Raw genomic sequence first — 14,915 nt, 5'->3', positions numbered from 1 at the left:
TTGTAAGTGGCAGATTATTTAACTCGAGAGTCTGGAGCCTATAGCTAGATACATAAAAAGCTAGCAGTTTTTTTTCACTGCTAGCTTTTTGATTACTTATTTTTATCTTTTAAATCGTCACGGATACTGCTGTCGGAAAGCTTGACGCCAGCATTGTAGGCTGCTCGGCTGATCAAATGCCCGGAGACCGGAGCTGTAATAAAGATAAAGACGATCCCGAGAATAATCCGTGAGCTGAAATGGCCTTCGATTAAGTAAAAGTAGAGGAAGGCCGCAAGTAGAGTGGACATCACGCCTAATGTAGCCGCTTTAGACGCCGCGTGATTGCGTGTATACACATCTGGGAGTCTTATGACACCAAAGGCAGCTACAAGGCTGAGAAACGCTCCTATGACTAAAAAGAGAACGATCACTGTATCAATGATGACGGTCATTTTCAATGATCTCTCCTTTCTCTAGGAATTTAGCAAAAGCAATTGTCCCAATAAAGGCTAAAATCCCGATTAATAAAATAACATCTAAAAACTCGCTTGTACGCAGCAGCATCGACAAGATGGCGACAATCGCCACAAGGTTAATGCCGATTGCGTCTAGCGCCACTACTCGGTCTGGTACAGTCGGTCCTTTAATGAGTCGGTAAACAAGGCCGAGCATGGCAAGTGAAAAACAAATCAAGGAAATCTTCATCACCATCTCCAGCATTAACGACTCACCTCCATAATGGCTTTTTCAAACGAATTTTTAATCCCATCAATGGCATCTTGCACATCTGGTAAATCAATCGCATGTACATATAAAACTTTATTATCATCTGAGATATCTATAACGAGAGTCCCCGGTGTTAACGTAATTAAATTAGCTAATAACGTGATTTCCCAATCTGATTTCAATTCAGTCGGTAAGGCAAAGATCCCTGGTTGGATATCAAGCTTTGGCTTTAAAATCACTTTCAGCACATCGATATTTGCTAAGATCAATTCTTTAAAGAACAGCAAAGTTAAATAAAGTACAGCCCATACACGGCGCATATAAAACTCGGTTTTAAAGAAGCGACGCATACCGTAAATCAAAATTAAGCCAATGAGATATCCGATGATAAAGGTTGAGCTTGAAAATGAAACTTGTAGAAACATCCAGAGAAACGCTAAAAAGAAATTAAGTAAAATTTGAAAAGCCATATGACATTACTCCTTTAACACGGCATCAATATAGATTGTCGGATCTATGAGTGCTTCAGTGGCTTGAGAAATAATTGGATACATTCCTTCTGCGCCCACTCCATAAAAAATGGAGACGAGGACGAGAAGAGCTCCTGGCATCCACAAAAAGTGAACAGGCTGTTTTTCTTCTCCAGGATAATCTTGCGGTGCTTTCCAAAAGCCATTCATAAAGATTTTAATCACAGAGTAAAGAACAAACAGACTTGATAATAAGACGATCAGCGCTCCAACATACGCCCCTTCAGCAAAGCCAGCACGAACGATTAAGAACTTACCAACAAACCCGCTGAGCGGTGGGATACCAGCAAGAGCAAATGCGGCAACAAGAAACGTCCAGCCAAGTAGCGGATATTTGTTAATCAATCCGCCCATTTTACGTAAATTGCTTGTGCCAGTAATTTTGATCATGACACCAATCAATAGAAACAAAGCTGCTTTAATAATCATGTCATGAATAAGATAGAAAATCGTCCCTTGAATCGATTCCTCTGTTGCTAACGATATTCCGAATGTCAACACACCAACCGCAATAATGATGTTGTAAATGATGATCTTCTTCACATCCCAGTAAGCAATGGCCCCGATCACCCCGACAATAATCGTAAGGATCGCTAGGATTTGCAACAGCTCATGGGTAAAGGCTTGATTGTGATAAAAGAACAAAGAGTATGTTCGTAAAATTGAGTACACACCGATTTTTGTCAATAAGGAGCCGAATAAAGCAAGCACTGGAACGGGCGGCGCATTATATGAGCCAGGCAGCCAGAAATAAAGTGGGAAAATGGCTCCCTTTAATCCAAAGACAATTAAGAATAAGACGGCGATCACGGTTAAAATTGGTGGTTGACCAACTTCTGCAATTCGCTGAGAAATGTCCGCCATATTTAATGAGCCAACGACGGAGTATAAAAAGGCAACAGCGATGACAAAAATCGCCGATGAAATGACATTCACTAAAATGTATTTGATCGATTCTCGCAGCTGAATGTTCGTTCCACCGATAACAATCAATACGTAGGAAGACATCAACATCACTTCAAAGAAGACGAATAAGTTAAAAATATCTCCTGTCGTAAAGGCGCCGTTCACGCCAACAAGCATAAATTGAATAATCGAGTAGTAATAAAATTGTTCCCGTTTTTTTCCGATAGAACGGAAAGAATAAATAATCACACAAAGTGTAATCAATGAAGTCGTCGTTACAAGTAAAGCAGACAACATATCAGACACAAGCGTAATTCCAAAAGGGGCCTCCCAACTACTGACATCTAATGTTTGAATGCCATCATTTTTCACAGTTAACAATAATACAATGGATGCCGTTAACGTCCCTAGAGTCGAAATGACAGAGACGACGCGTTGAGCAATCACCCGTTTTGTTAAGAAAATCAATAAAATCGCGGTCATTAGAGGGATGAGTATAGGTAATATAAGTAAATTAGTCATTTGCTTCCGAACCTCTCATCTCATCTGTATTATCTGTCCCTAATTCCTGATAGGCTCTGTAAGCCAACACGAGGAAAAGGGCGGTGACACCGAAGCTGATGACGATTGCTGTTAAAATAAGCGCTTGTGGTAACGGATCGACATAAGCTTTGGCATGCTGTCCTAAAAGCGGAGCAGCTCCATTTTTTAACCCACCCATTGTAAGAATCAAAAGATGGGCGCCGTGACTTAATAGTCCAGTACCAATAATGATTCGTAACAAGCTTTTTGAAAGCATTAAGTAGACGGCACTTGCAAGTAATAGTCCTGCTACAATTGACATTAATATTTCCATTATTCACTCTCTCCTATCGTTTGAATAATGGTCATGGTCACACCAATGACAACTAAATAAACCCCTGTGTCGAACAACATGGCTGTATGAAGCGAGGTTTCCCCAAGCAGTGGCAAGTCAAAATCGCCGAACGCGTGAGTCAACAACGGCACGTTGAACAACAAGGCACCGGCTGCCGTACCAGCCGCAAATAAAAGGCCGATCCCAATAAGTATTTTATAATCGATCGGGAAACCTTGAGAAACGGTTTTAATATCGTAAGCGAGTAATAGGAGAACAATCGCCCCTGAAGTCATTAACCCGCCAACGAAGCCTCCACCGGGATGATAATGTCCAGCGAAGAATAAATGGATCGCAAAGAGGATGATGATGAAAAACACAACTTTGCTCGCCGTTTGTAAAATCACATCATTCGTTTTCATCGATCGCTCCTCCTTTCTTTCCTAAACGCAGCTTGATTAATCCGTAAATGCCAAGAGCGGCAATTGCAAGCACGCAAATTTCAAATAAAGTATCGAAGCCGCGGAAGTCGACGAGAATAACGTTGACCATATTTTCTCCGCCAGCTTTGTCATACGTATTATCAACATAGTATTTAGAAATCGAGTCAAACAATTTATTACTGTGAGCCGAGATTGCGATTAAAGTGAACATAATCCCGACACCAGCTGAAATAAGTAGATTGCCCAGTTTAAAGCTCATTCTTTCTTCATGACGGCTAAGCTTCGGCAAGTGATAGAAGCAAAGTAAGAACAAGGCAACAGAGACTGTTTCAATCACCAACTGCGTTAAGGCAAGATCCGGTGCACGGAAAATAACGAAAAATAACGAAACCGTATAGCCCACTGTCCCTAATGCTAAAATGGAAGTCAGTCTAGATTTGGCAATCAACGTTGTAAACGTTCCTAGCACAATTAACAGAACGAGAACGACTTCATAAATGCCAATCGGTGCAAGCTGAGAGGTGTCTATTTTAAACGCATCTTCTGTCCACATCGTAAAGCCTAAAATACCGATAAAGAAAATGAAAATATAGACTAGGTACGTACGAATATAGCCTGACATCACTGATTTTGTCAGTGTATAGGAGCCTCGTTCGGCCGCATATAGCCCCGTGTCATACAGCGCATTAAGCGTCACTTTGTTAGGGAATAGATTGTAAATCTTATTCCATTTTCTCATTGTGATATACATAATAACGCCTAGTGTCACAACACCAATCGTCATCATCAGCTCGGTTGAAAAACCATGCCAATGACTAATATGGACAGGGATTTTTTCACCAGGTTCAATGAGTGAAGGAATAATCGCTGCGACCGCTGGCTGTATTAAATTGTAAGAAAGAATATTTGGGAAAATCCCAAATACAACGACAAGAACAGCTAGGATGATTGGCGGAATCAGCATGCCAATCGGTGCCTCGTGCGGTGTTTTCTCTAATTTTTCCGGCTGATATTTACCAGTGAATGTTTTAAACACAATCATCATGCTGTAAATGAAGGTGAACACGCTTCCAACCCAAGCAAGAATAGGGAATAATAACCCCCAAGTCTGCAGGTTAAAGATATCGAGCTCAAGCAGCTGAATCATGCCTGTAAAAAACATTTCTTTACTTAAAAAGCCGTTAAACGGTGGCAATCCGGCCATGGAGAATGCGCCAATGACAGCCACTGTAAAGGTGATTGGCATTAAACTGAGCAATCCGCCAAGCTTACGAATATCTCGCGTGCCCGTTTCATGATCAACAATACCGACAACCATAAACAAACTACCTTTAAATGTTGCATGGTTAATAAGATGGAAGATCGCTGCAATGGTAGCGACTGTATAGATATTATCATCCATTCCATCAAATTGGAGAGCGGCAGCCCCCACACCAAGAAGTGACATAATTAAACCAAGTTGACTCACTGTTGAGAAAGCAAGTATTCCTTTTAAATCGGTTTGCTTAACGGCATTAAAAGAGCCCCAGAATAAAGTGAAAATTCCGACGCCGCCAACAAGCCAGAACCAGTACTCGGAAAAAGCAAAAATCGGACTAAAGCGAGCAACTAAATAAATACCTGCCTTGACCATTGTAGCTGAGTGGAGATAAGCACTAACAGGGGTAGGTGCTTCCATCGCATCAGGTAGCCAGATATAAAATGGAAATTGCGCCGATTTTGTAAAGGCTCCAATAAGAACTAGCACTAGAGCCAAAAGAAATAGTGGTTGATCATTTAACTCACTTGCTTGAGCGATCAGCTCTCGTATGCTAAACGTATCTCCCATGATCGAGAGTAATAAAAATCCGCCAAGCATCGCCAGCCCACCAAAGACGGTAATGAGCATTGATTTCAGTGCTCCATAACGAGAACGCTCACGATCGTACCAGTACGCGATTAATAAAAAGGATGAGATAGATGTCAATTCCCAAAACATATACAATGTGATGAGATTATCTGACAATACAACACCTAGCATGGCTCCCATAAACATGAGCAAGTACACATAGAAGTTGTGTAGCTTTTCTTTTTCCTTAGATAAGTAGAAAATCGAATAAAGCACAACTAAAGCGCCGATACCGGTGATTAATAACGCAAAAAGAAGCCCTAATCCATCCACATAGACGGTAAAGTCAATGCCGAGCGACGGAATCCAAGCAAATGACTCCTGTATTGCTTGATTGTCTCGCGTGACCGGGAGAAATTGAAGAAAATAGGTGAATAGCAAAATAGGCAGGATCAGCACAAACCATCCTGTATGTATGCGTCGAAGTCCCTTATAGAAAAAGGGCACTAGAATAGCCATTAAAAAAGGAGAAAAGATGGCTATATGCAGTAAAGACAAAAGAATCCCTCCTTGCAGATTGTATTAAACCTCGTTTTGAAAACGATAGAATTTCAACATAAATGAAAAACTCATCAACATTCCTTTTTAAATGATCGCACTAAGACTGTTCTCCCAACGTAAATCAAACCTCCTAGTGCATTATATCGTAAAAAATAACTTCCTGCATTCCATTAAAACGAAACTTGTAGAAAAGTCGATTTATGATATTAAATATGAAGAATGTTGGAAAAAAACCCGAAAAATTTTTTTGTGATTTAAAATATTCGGATGTATTTTTCCAAAAATTATTAAAAAGCACTTGTCTTTACTTGCTAGCTCTTGCATAATTAAATGGATTGAAACGAACAGGAGCGGAAATTTAGATATGAAAAATACTTACTTAATTGGCTACTTACCGGCAGTCGCAATGTTATTATTCAGCTTATCTTTAGCGATGTTCACTGAAAAAATGATTGTTAGTCTATTCAAAAAAGTTAGCTTATATAACAGTCTCCTAGAAATATTTACAGAGACCGAAGTGAAGTTGACTATCATTCTAGCATTGATGCTAGTGTTTTTTATGATTTTAGCAACATTAAAGGTGATCGCTGATACAGTTAATCAATTATCACTTTTGTTTTTCTCGAAGGATACGACAGGGGAACTATTAATCAAAACAAGAAGCAGTTCGATTGTTTTCTTTATTGGTGGCTTAATTTCATTAATTAGCTTTTCTTCTCTTACCGGAATTTTGATTATTTTTATCCTCACGGCTATTGGCTATTTTGTGTATTTCGTTTATAAGATTGCTCCCGATTTATCGACAGCTAATTTAATCGGTATTATCTCTTTTCAAGTGGCTGTCTGGGCGTTCCTTGCTACGCTGTTCGCCTTATTGGGATTAAAAATTTATAATGGTTTACTAGCTAGCTTGCCTTTATAACAAAAAAAACCGCCTCGGCGGTTTTTTTTGTTTCAATAAGCGCAGCGGGGAAGCATTCTCCCCACTCCCACTTATTGCATAATGCGGCGCCAAATGATTTGGTGTGGCGCGTAGTTTTGCATGGAGCTTACGTTTCCTGATTGATCTTTTCCAACCCAGACACTCGCTGTGTATTGATCAGTTAAGCCAGCAAACCAAAGGTCGCGTACATTCTGACTCGTGCCTGTTTTTCCTCCAGCATAAGGTGTGCCTGGATTCGCTTTTTTCCCTGTTCCTGATTTAATGACGCCAGATAACATCACGCGCATGGTGTTCGTTGTGGATTGCGACCAGATTCTTTCTGATTCATCTTTCCACTCATATAGCACCTTACCTTCGCGATCAGTCACTTTTTGAATTGCTCGAGGTGTTACATAGGTACCATCAATAAAGGATGTGTAGGCACCTGCTATTTCAAGTGGCGACATTCCATATTTAAAACCACCAAGAGCTGCAGCGTGTGAACTAGGTGATACATCCTCTTCTGTTAATCTGTCAAAATCAAATTTCTTTAAATATGAAAAGGCTGTTTCTGGTCCCGTTTGCATAAACAATCGTAGCGCCGCTGTGTTATAAGAGTTTGCTAGCGCTTTTTGTAATGTAACCATTCCATATTCCTTGCCGCTATAGTTTTTTGGGCAGTAACCTGGCATCGAGCAGTATTTATTGGCACTTACCATACTGTTTGGACCCGCACCGGTCTTTTCGACATAAGGAGCGAAGTCGAGCAATGGCTTGATCGTTGAGCCTGGTTGACGATAGGCTTGGAAGCTGCGATTGAATTCCGTTTTATCGAAATCTTTTCCGCCGGATAAGGCGACGATTTCTCTTGTGTCATTGTTAATGACAGCCGCTGCTCCTTCAACAGAACTACCAGCTAATGTGGAACTGACAGCACTGGTCGTTTTGTTCTGCATATTAGGGTCAAGCGCTGTGTGGATGGTGACGCCAGATGACAAGACTTCTTCTACACGAGCATCAAGCTTATGATCGATTTGAATTTTCTTCTCGCCGTCTGCATTTTTTAGCTGCTCATCAAACCCTTCTGAGCTCGCAATTAACTCCTTTAGCTCCGCTTCCACGTAGGTGGAATAGTTTTCGAATTTATCCACACGCTCTCTCACGTTCAGCTTAATTGGTTCTTTTTTGATGGCTTCTGCTTCTTGTGCTGTCAGAAACTTTTCTCTTTCCATAATATCAATCAATCGTTCTTGCCGCTCTTTCGCATTATCAAAATTGCGAATTGGGTCATAAAGAGATGGATTATTTGGGATTGTAGCGATAAAGGCCATCTCTGCTTTCGTTAACTTATTGACAGACTTTTGAAAATAAAACTGAGCCGCAGCTTCTACGCCATACACATTGTTGTTAAAGTAGATCGTGTTTAAATATAAGTTTAATATTTCATCTTTCGAAAGCCTTTTTTCCAACTGATACGCATATAATACTTCTGATATCTTTCGGGAGAGGGTTTGCTCATGTGAAAGATAAATATTACGAGCAAGCTGCTGAGTAATTGTACTGGCCCCTTGTTCAATTTCATTTGACTGTGCATTGATTAACATGGCACGCATGACAGCAGCTGCATCAATGCCTGCGTGTTCATAAAAGTGTTGGTCCTCCGATTGGAGAAAGACTTCTTTTAAAAAGGAGGGGATTTCTTCGCCATCCACTACGATGCGAAATGGCTTTTGAATTTCTAAATAAGGGTCGCCATTTTTATCGACAATCTGGCTTGCTTGGGGAAGTTGGACATCATTAATGATGATCTTTTCTTCCACGACTTCATCAAAGCTTTTGACTTGTTGTGCTTCCACATTAGCAAAGTAAAATAAAAACACAGCTAAAGGGAGGAGCAAAACTATTAATAAATAACCAAAAACCGTTCTCATTCCCTGAACCGCCTTCTTGATTCTAGTTTGTTTTTACTTTTAAAAATTAGTAAAAATAATCCTTCACTCATCATAATCTATAGGAAGACATTAATAAAGAGGAGAAGTGTAGAAAAGAGGAATTTTTTTAGTAATAACTGGGTATCTATGAGAATAACAAGTCTAAATTTTTCGTTAATTCATGTTATAATAGAAATAGAAAATTTAGAAGAAAGGAGTGAGTAAGTTGCAGAAAAAGCTACTTTTCATTGATTTTGAATTTTCGATGCCAGATGCTAATGTATATAGAAAAGGGTTTTATCCGGAAATTATTGAAGCAGGAATTGTGGCGGTGGAGCAGGGAACGATTATTGAAAAATATTCTTCCTACGTGATCCCCACGGCTTTTCCTAAGTTAACCTCTAGATGCAAACGTTTTCTTGATATTAGTCAGCAACAAGTAGAAGAAGGAGTCCCTTTAGCTGATTTAGTTCATCTTTTGGCAAAGCTCAATCAAAGCAAGCAGGACAAAATTATTACATGGGGCAATATGGATATGAAAGTGTTGCGGCATAATTGCGAACAAGCCAGCTTACACTTTCCGTTGCAAGGAATATTTGTTGATTTATCGATGGAATATAAGCAATTTTTCGGTGATCGCAATCAGACGGGCTTATGGAAAGCAGTGGAGGAGTATGGAAAGGAAGGCACGGGCAAGCATCACCGAGCTCTCGACGATGCATTGACCACCTACCACATTTACAATCTTGTAGAAAAAGATAAAAAGTATATGGAAAAATCAGAACCGCCAACCATTGGAGATCTTGTTGACTTTTCCAAATTGCTCGATCAGATGGCTTAAAGGCTGAATCTTTTCACAGATTTGGCCTATTTCCATTTCAAGTTGTACATCAGTTTATATTCTTTTTGAACACTTTGCAAAGCTTCAAGGCTTTTTTTCGAAAAGGGTGTATCTTCTTGTTCCAATCGATCTTTCAGACGTTGAAAGGCGTCTTGCAACGTTTCAAAGTAATCTGGAATGTCGCCCTCATACAAATGGACCGTTTTCTCAGGAATGTTTGCTTGCTCGCGAAAAGCAAGGGCCTTTCGTTCATGGAAAAAAGGAACATTCGCTTCCTTTGGATTGTGAAGATCCCCTTGAGCCGGGTGACGCAGGACTGCCAATATTTTAACGGTATAGAACCCCGCGCGAATCGCTGTTACTTCTCCAATATATTTTCCTGTTTTATAAAATGCGGTGACAATGTCTCCAGTCTGCATGATCTTTCCTCCTTTTTCTTCACTTTATCAAAAAATGAAGGCGAATGAAATGAAAGAAGAGCAGATGATTTTTTAGTCGAAATCAGGTAAAGTAGGAAAAGCAGGAGGGATGATTATGAAACGACTATTTCCGATACTATTCATCGCTTTTCTCTTTGTGATAGCAGGGTGCAGTGGAGAAAAGTCAGAAGAAAAGGAAAAAGCAGAACAAGTTGAGCTGCCTGCTAAAGAACAAAACGTACATAAGGAGAAAGGGGATAAAGATATGAATTATCCACAATTAACGACAGAAGTTGCAGAAAATGAAAAGCTCGTTGAAATGAAGACAACGAAAGGTACAATTAAAATTAAGTTATTCCCTGAACAAGCGCCTAAGACGGTCGAAAACTTTATCACACATAGTGAAAATGGCTACTACGATGGATTGACTTTCCACCGAGTGATTAAAGACTTCATGATCCAAGGTGGAGACCCGGAAGGAACAGGTATGGGCGGCGAAAGTATTTACGGCGAATCCTTTGAAGATGAATTCTCGCGCGAATTATTTAACTTCCGCGGTGCTTTATCGATGGCAAATGCCGGTCCAAACACAAATGGAAGCCAGTTCTTTATTGTGCAAAATAGCAAGATGGACCCGGGTTTTAGAGAGCAAATGGAAGAAGCAGGATATCCGAAAGAAGTAACCGATTTTTATATGGAGAATGGTGGAACGCCTTGGCTTGATTTCCGTCATACTGTTTTTGGTCAAGTGATTGAAGGAATGGATGTTGTTGATGCGATTGCCAATGCTCCAACAGCCGCTCAAGATAAGCCTAAAGAAGATATCGTGATTGAAAAAATCACTGTCATTAAATAAGTGAACAAATGATGAAGCAGCCGACGTTGAACCGGCTGTTTTTGTATTTGTACGGTTGGTTTTAGACATCGGACAAGGTATAATAGATGGTAAAGGTTGTATAGGAAAGGAGATACTATGCTACTAGATTCATTCGTATTAAACATGTTTTTTTTATATTTTCCAAAAGATAAATCAGAATATATTCCTGCGTTGATTTCTATGTCGTTCTTTATGGCAGCAGCCGTTTTATTTTTTCTCTTTATGAAGAAAATTTCCAAAAAAGAAGAAGAAAAAGCGAAGGAACTAGAGGGGAAATATAAGATTGGTGAATAGCTTTTGAATTGGCTGATTTTTGACTCATTCGTGCAAAATGGCTATTTTGCACGCTTTTGAACAAGTGCTTGGTGATGAACCCAGGCACTTTGCTTTTTAGCGAGTCATTATGTTATATTGAACATGAACTAAAGGAAGAATTCTGCTGTTTAGCAGGAGAGGTTCGCGAACTCCCTCTATAAAAAACTATGAGAAAGCCTGTCCATTTGAGACGGTTTTTTTCTATGGCCTTTTGAAGGACCATTTCTTTAGAGTAACAGTTCTTGAATCTTTTTTTCTTTCAAAAGGAAGGAAGATAAATGTTGAAAAAGGAAAAAGCAGTTGTTGTATTTAGTGGTGGTCAAGATAGTACCACTTGTTTATTTTGGGCAAAGGAACGATTTGAAGAAGTGATCGCGGTTACGTTCGATTACGGTCAGCGCCACAAATTAGAATTAGAATGTGCAGCTGAAATCGCGAAAGAACTGCAGGTGTCCCATCATATTTTGGATATGTCGCTTCTCAATCAGTTAGCTCCTAATGCGTTAACGAGAACCGATATCGAGATAACGGAAAAAGAAGGCGAAGCGCCATCGACATTTGTGGAAGGAAGAAACCTATTGTTTTTATCGTTCGCAGCTGTGTTGGCAAAGCAGTATGACGCGAAACATCTGATTACTGGCGTATGTGAAACAGATTTCAGCGGCTATCCAGATTGTCGAGATGTCTTTATTAAATCATTAAATGTGACGTTGAATCTTTCGATGGATACGTCTTTTGTGATTCATACACCGCTCATGTGGCTTGATAAAGCGGAGACATGGGAGTTAGCTGACCAACTTGGTGCTTTTGAATATGTTCGCGAGCGCACATTGACTTGCTATAACGGGATAAAAGGCAGCGGTTGTGGCGAATGCCCTGCGTGTAAGCTCCGCCAAAGAGGTCTTGACCAATATTTGGCGAAGAAGGGGGCGGTACAATCATGATCCAACAAATTTACCCAGCACCTGTTCATTCGTATCGTTACGAATTAAATAAAGATTTTCAGTTTGCTGCGGCTCACTATGTTCCTCATGAAGAAGCGGGCGCATGTCGCCGACTGCATGGTCACACCTATTTCGTCAATGTGACGGTCGTCGGTAATGAACTGAATAATTTAGGCTTTTTAGTTAATTTTCAAGAGATAAAAAATCTGATCCATAAACGATTTGATCATACATTGTTAAATCAGGATGCTCTATTCAATGAAGAAGATCCGAATTATTTTCCAACTACGGAAGTCGTCGCTCGAACGATATGGGAAGTGATGCAAGAGTCATTGAATAAAATGGCAAATAAGCCGCGCTGCATCCAAGTCTTTTTGCGTGAAACACCAACGAGCTATGTGGTGTACCGTCCGCAGGAAGAGGATTTTCAATGAGCCGAAAGATTCCTGTTCTCGAAATATTTGGACCGACTGTTCAAGGAGAAGGCATGGTCGTTGGCCGCAAGACGATGTTCGTTCGAACAGCTGGCTGTGATTATCGCTGCTCATGGTGCGATTCCGCCTTTACATGGGACGGCTCAGCTAAAGAGGACATTCGTCTATTGACGGCTGAGGAGATTTGGTCTGAGCTTGTACAGTTAGGAGGTCAGACGTTTGATCATGTGACGATTTCAGGAGGAAACCCAGCGTTACTTTCACAAATCGCTGACTTAGTCAACAAGCTGCACCAAGAAGGTATACAAACAGCGTTAGAAACGCAAGGGAGTCGCTGGCAAGATTGGTTTTACGAGATTGATGAGTTGACAATCTCACCGAAGCCACCAAGCTCTGGGATGGACACCGACTTTGACCAACTGTCGATCATTGTTCAGCGCCTTCAGCAAAAAGAGAGAAACTTCAGTTTAAAAGTCGTCATTTTCGATGAGAAAGATTTAGCTTATGCAAAAAAAGTTCATCAAAGCTTTCCAGAGGTGCCGTTCTTTTTACAAACGGGGAATGATCGTCTCGAAGAAATCAATGACGTCGAGCTATTATCGTATCTTGTCAGAAAATACGAGTGGTTAATTGAACAAACAATGCCAGATGCCGACTGGAAAAACGTCCGCGTTCTCCCTCAGCTTCATACGTTTGTTTGGGGGAACAAAAAGGGAGTATAAATGAGGAAAGAGATGCCGATGCGGGCATCTCTTTTTTATCGTTACTCGCCTTTGATGGCTTTTTTCAATCGCTTTAATCCATCTTCTACAATGACACGTGGACAGGCGACGTTCATTCGCAGGAAGCCTTCACCGCCCGCTCGGTACTTGAAGCCTTGACCGAGGGCTAGTTTGCCATCGTGAAGAATTTTATTCATCAATTCATCATCCGCTAATTCTAGCTTACGGCAGTCGATCCAGATTAAATAGCTGCCTTCTGGTTTCATCACGTTTAATTCAGGGATTTCGCTACGAATATAGTGTTCTACCAACTGAATATTTTCACGAATGTAAGCGATCGCTTCATCTAGCCATGGGCCTCCTTCACGATAAGCGGCTTCCATTGCAGTGATGCCCATCATGTTTAATGTGAAAAAGCCTCGTTTTGCTTGAACTGTTTTCAATTTATTCCGCAATACTTCACTCGGCACAATGATCGCCGAAGCTTGTAAGCCTGCGAGGTTAAAGGTTTTACTCGGTGCAATGAGTGTGACGATAAAATCTTGATATTCTTCTTGAATGGATGCGATTGGTGTATGAATATGAGGATCGGCCGTTAAATCACAATGAATTTCATCCGCGACAATAATAACATCATGCTGCTGGCAAAGAGCCGCCATTTTCGTTAATTCCTCTTTTGTCCATACTCGTCCACCTGGATTGTGTGGGCTACAAAGCAAAAGCAATTTTACTTCTTCGGCAGATAATTTTTGTTCAAGGTCGTCAAAATCGACCTGATAACGATTGTCTTTTAAGACTAGCTGATTATTCACCACTTGTCGTTCGTTTCGCTCAATCATTTCAAAAAAAGGAGTGTACACTGGTGATTGAACAATGACAGCATCTCCTTTTTCGGTTAAAGCTTCAATCGCTAGACTGATAGAAGGCACTACTCCATGATTAAATAGCAACCAGTCTGTTTCGATCTTCCAATTGTGACGAGAAGCTTGCCATGCTTTGATTGCTTCTTTTGTGGAAGCAGGAATCGCTGCGTAACCAAATATACCATGTTCCACTTGCTTTTTGAGCGCTTCGATCACTGGATTTGGTGCTTCGAAATCCATGTCAGCGACCCACATTGGTAAAGCATCTTCTACCCCAAACATTTCCTTCAGACTATCCCATTTTACAGCCCCTGTACCTGTACGATTAATCATTTGATCCAATTTACTCAAAATTCTCACCATCCCTGACAAATAGTATATAGTCATGGTAAAGTATTTTTAGTAAGAATGATAATAAATTAAACTTTTTGAAGGAAATTTTTAAAAGGTGGATCGACAAATGGAGAAAACAGTTAAATTAAATATTGAGCTTGGACACATTCTTCGTGAATGGGATCCGTTTGCAGTCGGTAGTGGTTTTTACGATACAGAGTCGGCAGATGCGATCTACGCTGTTCATCAGCTAGATGATGCCGAACAATTGGCAGCTCGAATTAAAGAAATTTATGAATTCTCTTTTGATGATAAATTATCTTTAGAGTGTTGTCGTCCAATAGCTACTCGATTGCTACAGGTGAAACATCATTCGGCATGTGACTTGTGATCATAGAGTAAGTGTGGGGTTGTCTCAAATGACTGACAGCCTCACTTTTTTAATATCTGATTGTGTAAAAACACAAATTGTATAATTATTT

General features: G+C 40.3%; 18 protein-coding genes and 1 riboswitch. Of the genes, 8 read left to right on the top strand and 10 right to left on the bottom strand.

Annotated elements, in window-relative coordinates:
• Nucleotides 1-92 precede the first annotated feature (92 nt).
• Genes mnhG through WDJ61_RS14435 form a run of 7 tightly spaced genes read right to left on the bottom strand, consistent with a single transcriptional unit; the run spans nucleotide 93 to nucleotide 5,829 of the window.
• On the bottom strand, nucleotides 93-434 hold the full coding sequence (gene mnhG, locus WDJ61_RS14465) for a monovalent cation/H(+) antiporter subunit G (protein ID WP_338754809.1): 342 nt from the start codon (nucleotides 432-434) through the stop codon (nucleotides 93-95).
• Nucleotides 418-702, bottom strand: coding sequence for a Na(+)/H(+) antiporter subunit F1 (locus WDJ61_RS14460; protein ID WP_338750907.1), 285 nt, complete (start codon nucleotides 700-702; stop codon nucleotides 418-420). Before WDJ61_RS14460 ends, mnhG begins: the two co-directional genes overlap by 17 nt.
• The gene (locus WDJ61_RS14455; protein WP_338750905.1) at nucleotides 702-1,178 is read right to left on the bottom strand and encodes a Na+/H+ antiporter subunit E; all 477 of its coding nucleotides are present in this window, start codon (nucleotides 1,176-1,178) and stop codon (nucleotides 702-704) included. Before WDJ61_RS14455 ends, WDJ61_RS14460 begins: the two co-directional genes overlap by 1 nt.
• A 6-nt stretch (nucleotides 1,179-1,184) precedes the next feature.
• Nucleotides 1,185-2,666 carry a Na+/H+ antiporter subunit D gene (locus WDJ61_RS14450; protein ID WP_338750903.1) on the bottom strand — a complete coding sequence of 494 codons (1,482 nt, stop codon included), beginning with the start codon at nucleotides 2,664-2,666 and terminating at the stop codon, nucleotides 1,185-1,187.
• The gene (locus WDJ61_RS14445; RefSeq protein WP_338750901.1) at nucleotides 2,659-3,000 is read right to left on the bottom strand and encodes a Na(+)/H(+) antiporter subunit C; all 342 of its coding nucleotides are present in this window, start codon (nucleotides 2,998-3,000) and stop codon (nucleotides 2,659-2,661) included. Before WDJ61_RS14445 ends, WDJ61_RS14450 begins: the two co-directional genes overlap by 8 nt.
• Nucleotides 3,000-3,422, bottom strand: a complete 423-nt coding sequence (locus WDJ61_RS14440) for a Na(+)/H(+) antiporter subunit B (RefSeq protein ID WP_338750899.1) — start codon at nucleotides 3,420-3,422, stop codon at nucleotides 3,000-3,002. Before WDJ61_RS14440 ends, WDJ61_RS14445 begins: the two co-directional genes overlap by 1 nt.
• Entirely contained in the window at nucleotides 3,409-5,829 is a 2,421-nt protein-coding gene (locus WDJ61_RS14435; RefSeq protein WP_338750897.1) for a Na+/H+ antiporter subunit A, read from the bottom strand. Before WDJ61_RS14435 ends, WDJ61_RS14440 begins: the two co-directional genes overlap by 14 nt.
• A gap of 367 nt (nucleotides 5,830-6,196) precedes the next feature.
• On the opposite strand from WDJ61_RS14435, the gene WDJ61_RS14430 reads away from it, so the two are divergent.
• Nucleotides 6,197-6,754 (top strand): DUF5366 family protein, encoded by a 558-nt coding sequence (locus WDJ61_RS14430; RefSeq protein WP_338750895.1) that lies wholly within the window; start codon nucleotides 6,197-6,199, stop codon nucleotides 6,752-6,754.
• A gap of 71 nt (nucleotides 6,755-6,825) precedes the next feature.
• Here the strand turns inward: WDJ61_RS14430 and WDJ61_RS14425 are convergent, their stop codons facing one another.
• On the bottom strand, nucleotides 6,826-8,685 hold the full coding sequence (locus WDJ61_RS14425; RefSeq protein ID WP_338750893.1) for a transglycosylase domain-containing protein: 1,860 nt from the start codon (nucleotides 8,683-8,685) through the stop codon (nucleotides 6,826-6,828).
• 226 nt (nucleotides 8,686-8,911) lie between these two features.
• Here WDJ61_RS14425 and kapD point away from each other — a divergent pair, with 226 nt between their 5' ends.
• Entirely contained in the window at nucleotides 8,912-9,526 is a 615-nt protein-coding gene (kapD, locus tag WDJ61_RS14420) for a 3'-5' exonuclease KapD (protein ID WP_338750891.1), read from the top strand.
• A 26-nt stretch (nucleotides 9,527-9,552) separates the two neighbouring features.
• On the opposite strand, the gene WDJ61_RS14415 is transcribed toward kapD, so the two are convergent.
• Entirely contained in the window at nucleotides 9,553-9,945 is a 393-nt protein-coding gene (locus WDJ61_RS14415; RefSeq protein WP_338750889.1) for a kinase-associated lipoprotein B, read from the bottom strand.
• A 115-nt stretch (nucleotides 9,946-10,060) separates the two neighbouring features.
• On the opposite strand from WDJ61_RS14415, the gene WDJ61_RS14410 reads away from it, so the two are divergent.
• The 5 genes from WDJ61_RS14410 to queE all read left to right on the top strand — a co-directional run bounded on the left by WDJ61_RS14410 (nucleotide 10,061) and on the right by queE (nucleotide 13,237).
• Nucleotides 10,061-10,801, top strand: a complete 741-nt coding sequence (locus WDJ61_RS14410; RefSeq protein WP_338750887.1) for a peptidylprolyl isomerase — start codon at nucleotides 10,061-10,063, stop codon at nucleotides 10,799-10,801.
• A 117-nt stretch (nucleotides 10,802-10,918) separates the two neighbouring features.
• A complete protein-coding gene (locus tag WDJ61_RS14405; protein ID WP_338750885.1) occupies nucleotides 10,919-11,116 on the top strand; it encodes a hypothetical protein in 198 nt (65 codons plus the stop codon).
• Nucleotides 11,117-11,268: 152 nt separating this feature from the next.
• A riboswitch (PreQ1 riboswitch) is annotated at nucleotides 11,269-11,312 on the top strand.
• 106 nt (nucleotides 11,313-11,418) lie between these two features.
• Nucleotides 11,419-12,081: a 7-cyano-7-deazaguanine synthase QueC gene (gene queC / locus WDJ61_RS14400; protein ID WP_338754808.1), complete on the top strand. Its 663-nt coding sequence runs from the start codon at nucleotides 11,419-11,421 to the stop codon at nucleotides 12,079-12,081.
• Nucleotides 12,078-12,515, top strand: coding sequence for a 6-carboxytetrahydropterin synthase QueD (gene queD, locus WDJ61_RS14395; RefSeq protein ID WP_338750883.1), 438 nt, complete (start codon nucleotides 12,078-12,080; stop codon nucleotides 12,513-12,515). Before queC ends, queD begins: the two co-directional genes overlap by 4 nt.
• The gene (gene queE, locus WDJ61_RS14390) at nucleotides 12,512-13,237 is read left to right on the top strand and encodes a 7-carboxy-7-deazaguanine synthase QueE (RefSeq protein ID WP_338750881.1); all 726 of its coding nucleotides are present in this window, start codon (nucleotides 12,512-12,514) and stop codon (nucleotides 13,235-13,237) included. Before queD ends, queE begins: the two co-directional genes overlap by 4 nt.
• Before the next feature lie 41 nt (nucleotides 13,238-13,278).
• Here queE and WDJ61_RS14385 read toward each other — a convergent pair whose 3' ends face one another.
• Nucleotides 13,279-14,451 (bottom strand): MalY/PatB family protein, encoded by a 1,173-nt coding sequence (locus WDJ61_RS14385; RefSeq protein ID WP_413789016.1) that lies wholly within the window; start codon nucleotides 14,449-14,451, stop codon nucleotides 13,279-13,281.
• A 109-nt stretch (nucleotides 14,452-14,560) separates the two neighbouring features.
• Between WDJ61_RS14385 and WDJ61_RS14380 the strand changes: the two genes are divergently transcribed.
• Nucleotides 14,561-14,824 (top strand): DUF1871 family protein, encoded by a 264-nt coding sequence (locus WDJ61_RS14380; RefSeq protein ID WP_338750877.1) that lies wholly within the window; start codon nucleotides 14,561-14,563, stop codon nucleotides 14,822-14,824.
• The last annotated feature ends 91 nt before the right edge of the window (nucleotides 14,825-14,915 follow it).

The organism is Bacillus sp. FJAT-52991 (genome assembly GCF_037201805.1).
Taxonomy (GTDB): domain Bacteria; phylum Bacillota; class Bacilli; order Bacillales; family Domibacillaceae; genus Bacillus_CE; species Bacillus_CE kandeliae.
The sequence above is the reverse complement of the archived record's forward strand: the minus strand, read 5'-3'. Positions and strand labels throughout refer to the sequence as shown.

Coding starts and splice junctions, on each gene's coding strand:
- queD (WP_338750883.1), top strand. CDS start 12,078: ATGATCCAACAAATTTACCCAGCACCTGTTCATTCGTATCGTTACGAA.
- WDJ61_RS14380 (WP_338750877.1), top strand. CDS start 14,561: ATGGAGAAAACAGTTAAATTAAATATTGAGCTTGGACACATTCTTCGT.
- WDJ61_RS14430 (WP_338750895.1), top strand. CDS start 6,197: ATGAAAAATACTTACTTAATTGGCTACTTACCGGCAGTCGCAATGTTA.
- WDJ61_RS14455 (WP_338750905.1), bottom strand. CDS start 1,178: ATGGCTTTTCAAATTTTACTTAATTTCTTTTTAGCGTTTCTCTGGATG.
- WDJ61_RS14450 (WP_338750903.1), bottom strand. CDS start 2,666: ATGACTAATTTACTTATATTACCTATACTCATCCCTCTAATGACCGCG.
- mnhG (WP_338754809.1), bottom strand. CDS start 434: ATGACCGTCATCATTGATACAGTGATCGTTCTCTTTTTAGTCATAGGA.
- WDJ61_RS14440 (WP_338750899.1), bottom strand. CDS start 3,422: ATGAAAACGAATGATGTGATTTTACAAACGGCGAGCAAAGTTGTGTTT.
- WDJ61_RS14425 (WP_338750893.1), bottom strand. CDS start 8,685: ATGAGAACGGTTTTTGGTTATTTATTAATAGTTTTGCTCCTCCCTTTA.
- WDJ61_RS14460 (WP_338750907.1), bottom strand. CDS start 702: ATGCTGGAGATGGTGATGAAGATTTCCTTGATTTGTTTTTCACTTGCC.
- WDJ61_RS14410 (WP_338750887.1), top strand. CDS start 10,061: ATGAAACGACTATTTCCGATACTATTCATCGCTTTTCTCTTTGTGATA.
- queE (WP_338750881.1), top strand. CDS start 12,512: ATGAGCCGAAAGATTCCTGTTCTCGAAATATTTGGACCGACTGTTCAA.
- WDJ61_RS14445 (WP_338750901.1), bottom strand. CDS start 3,000: ATGGAAATATTAATGTCAATTGTAGCAGGACTATTACTTGCAAGTGCC.
- WDJ61_RS14405 (WP_338750885.1), top strand. CDS start 10,919: ATGCTACTAGATTCATTCGTATTAAACATGTTTTTTTTATATTTTCCA.
- WDJ61_RS14415 (WP_338750889.1), bottom strand. CDS start 9,945: ATGCAGACTGGAGACATTGTCACCGCATTTTATAAAACAGGAAAATAT.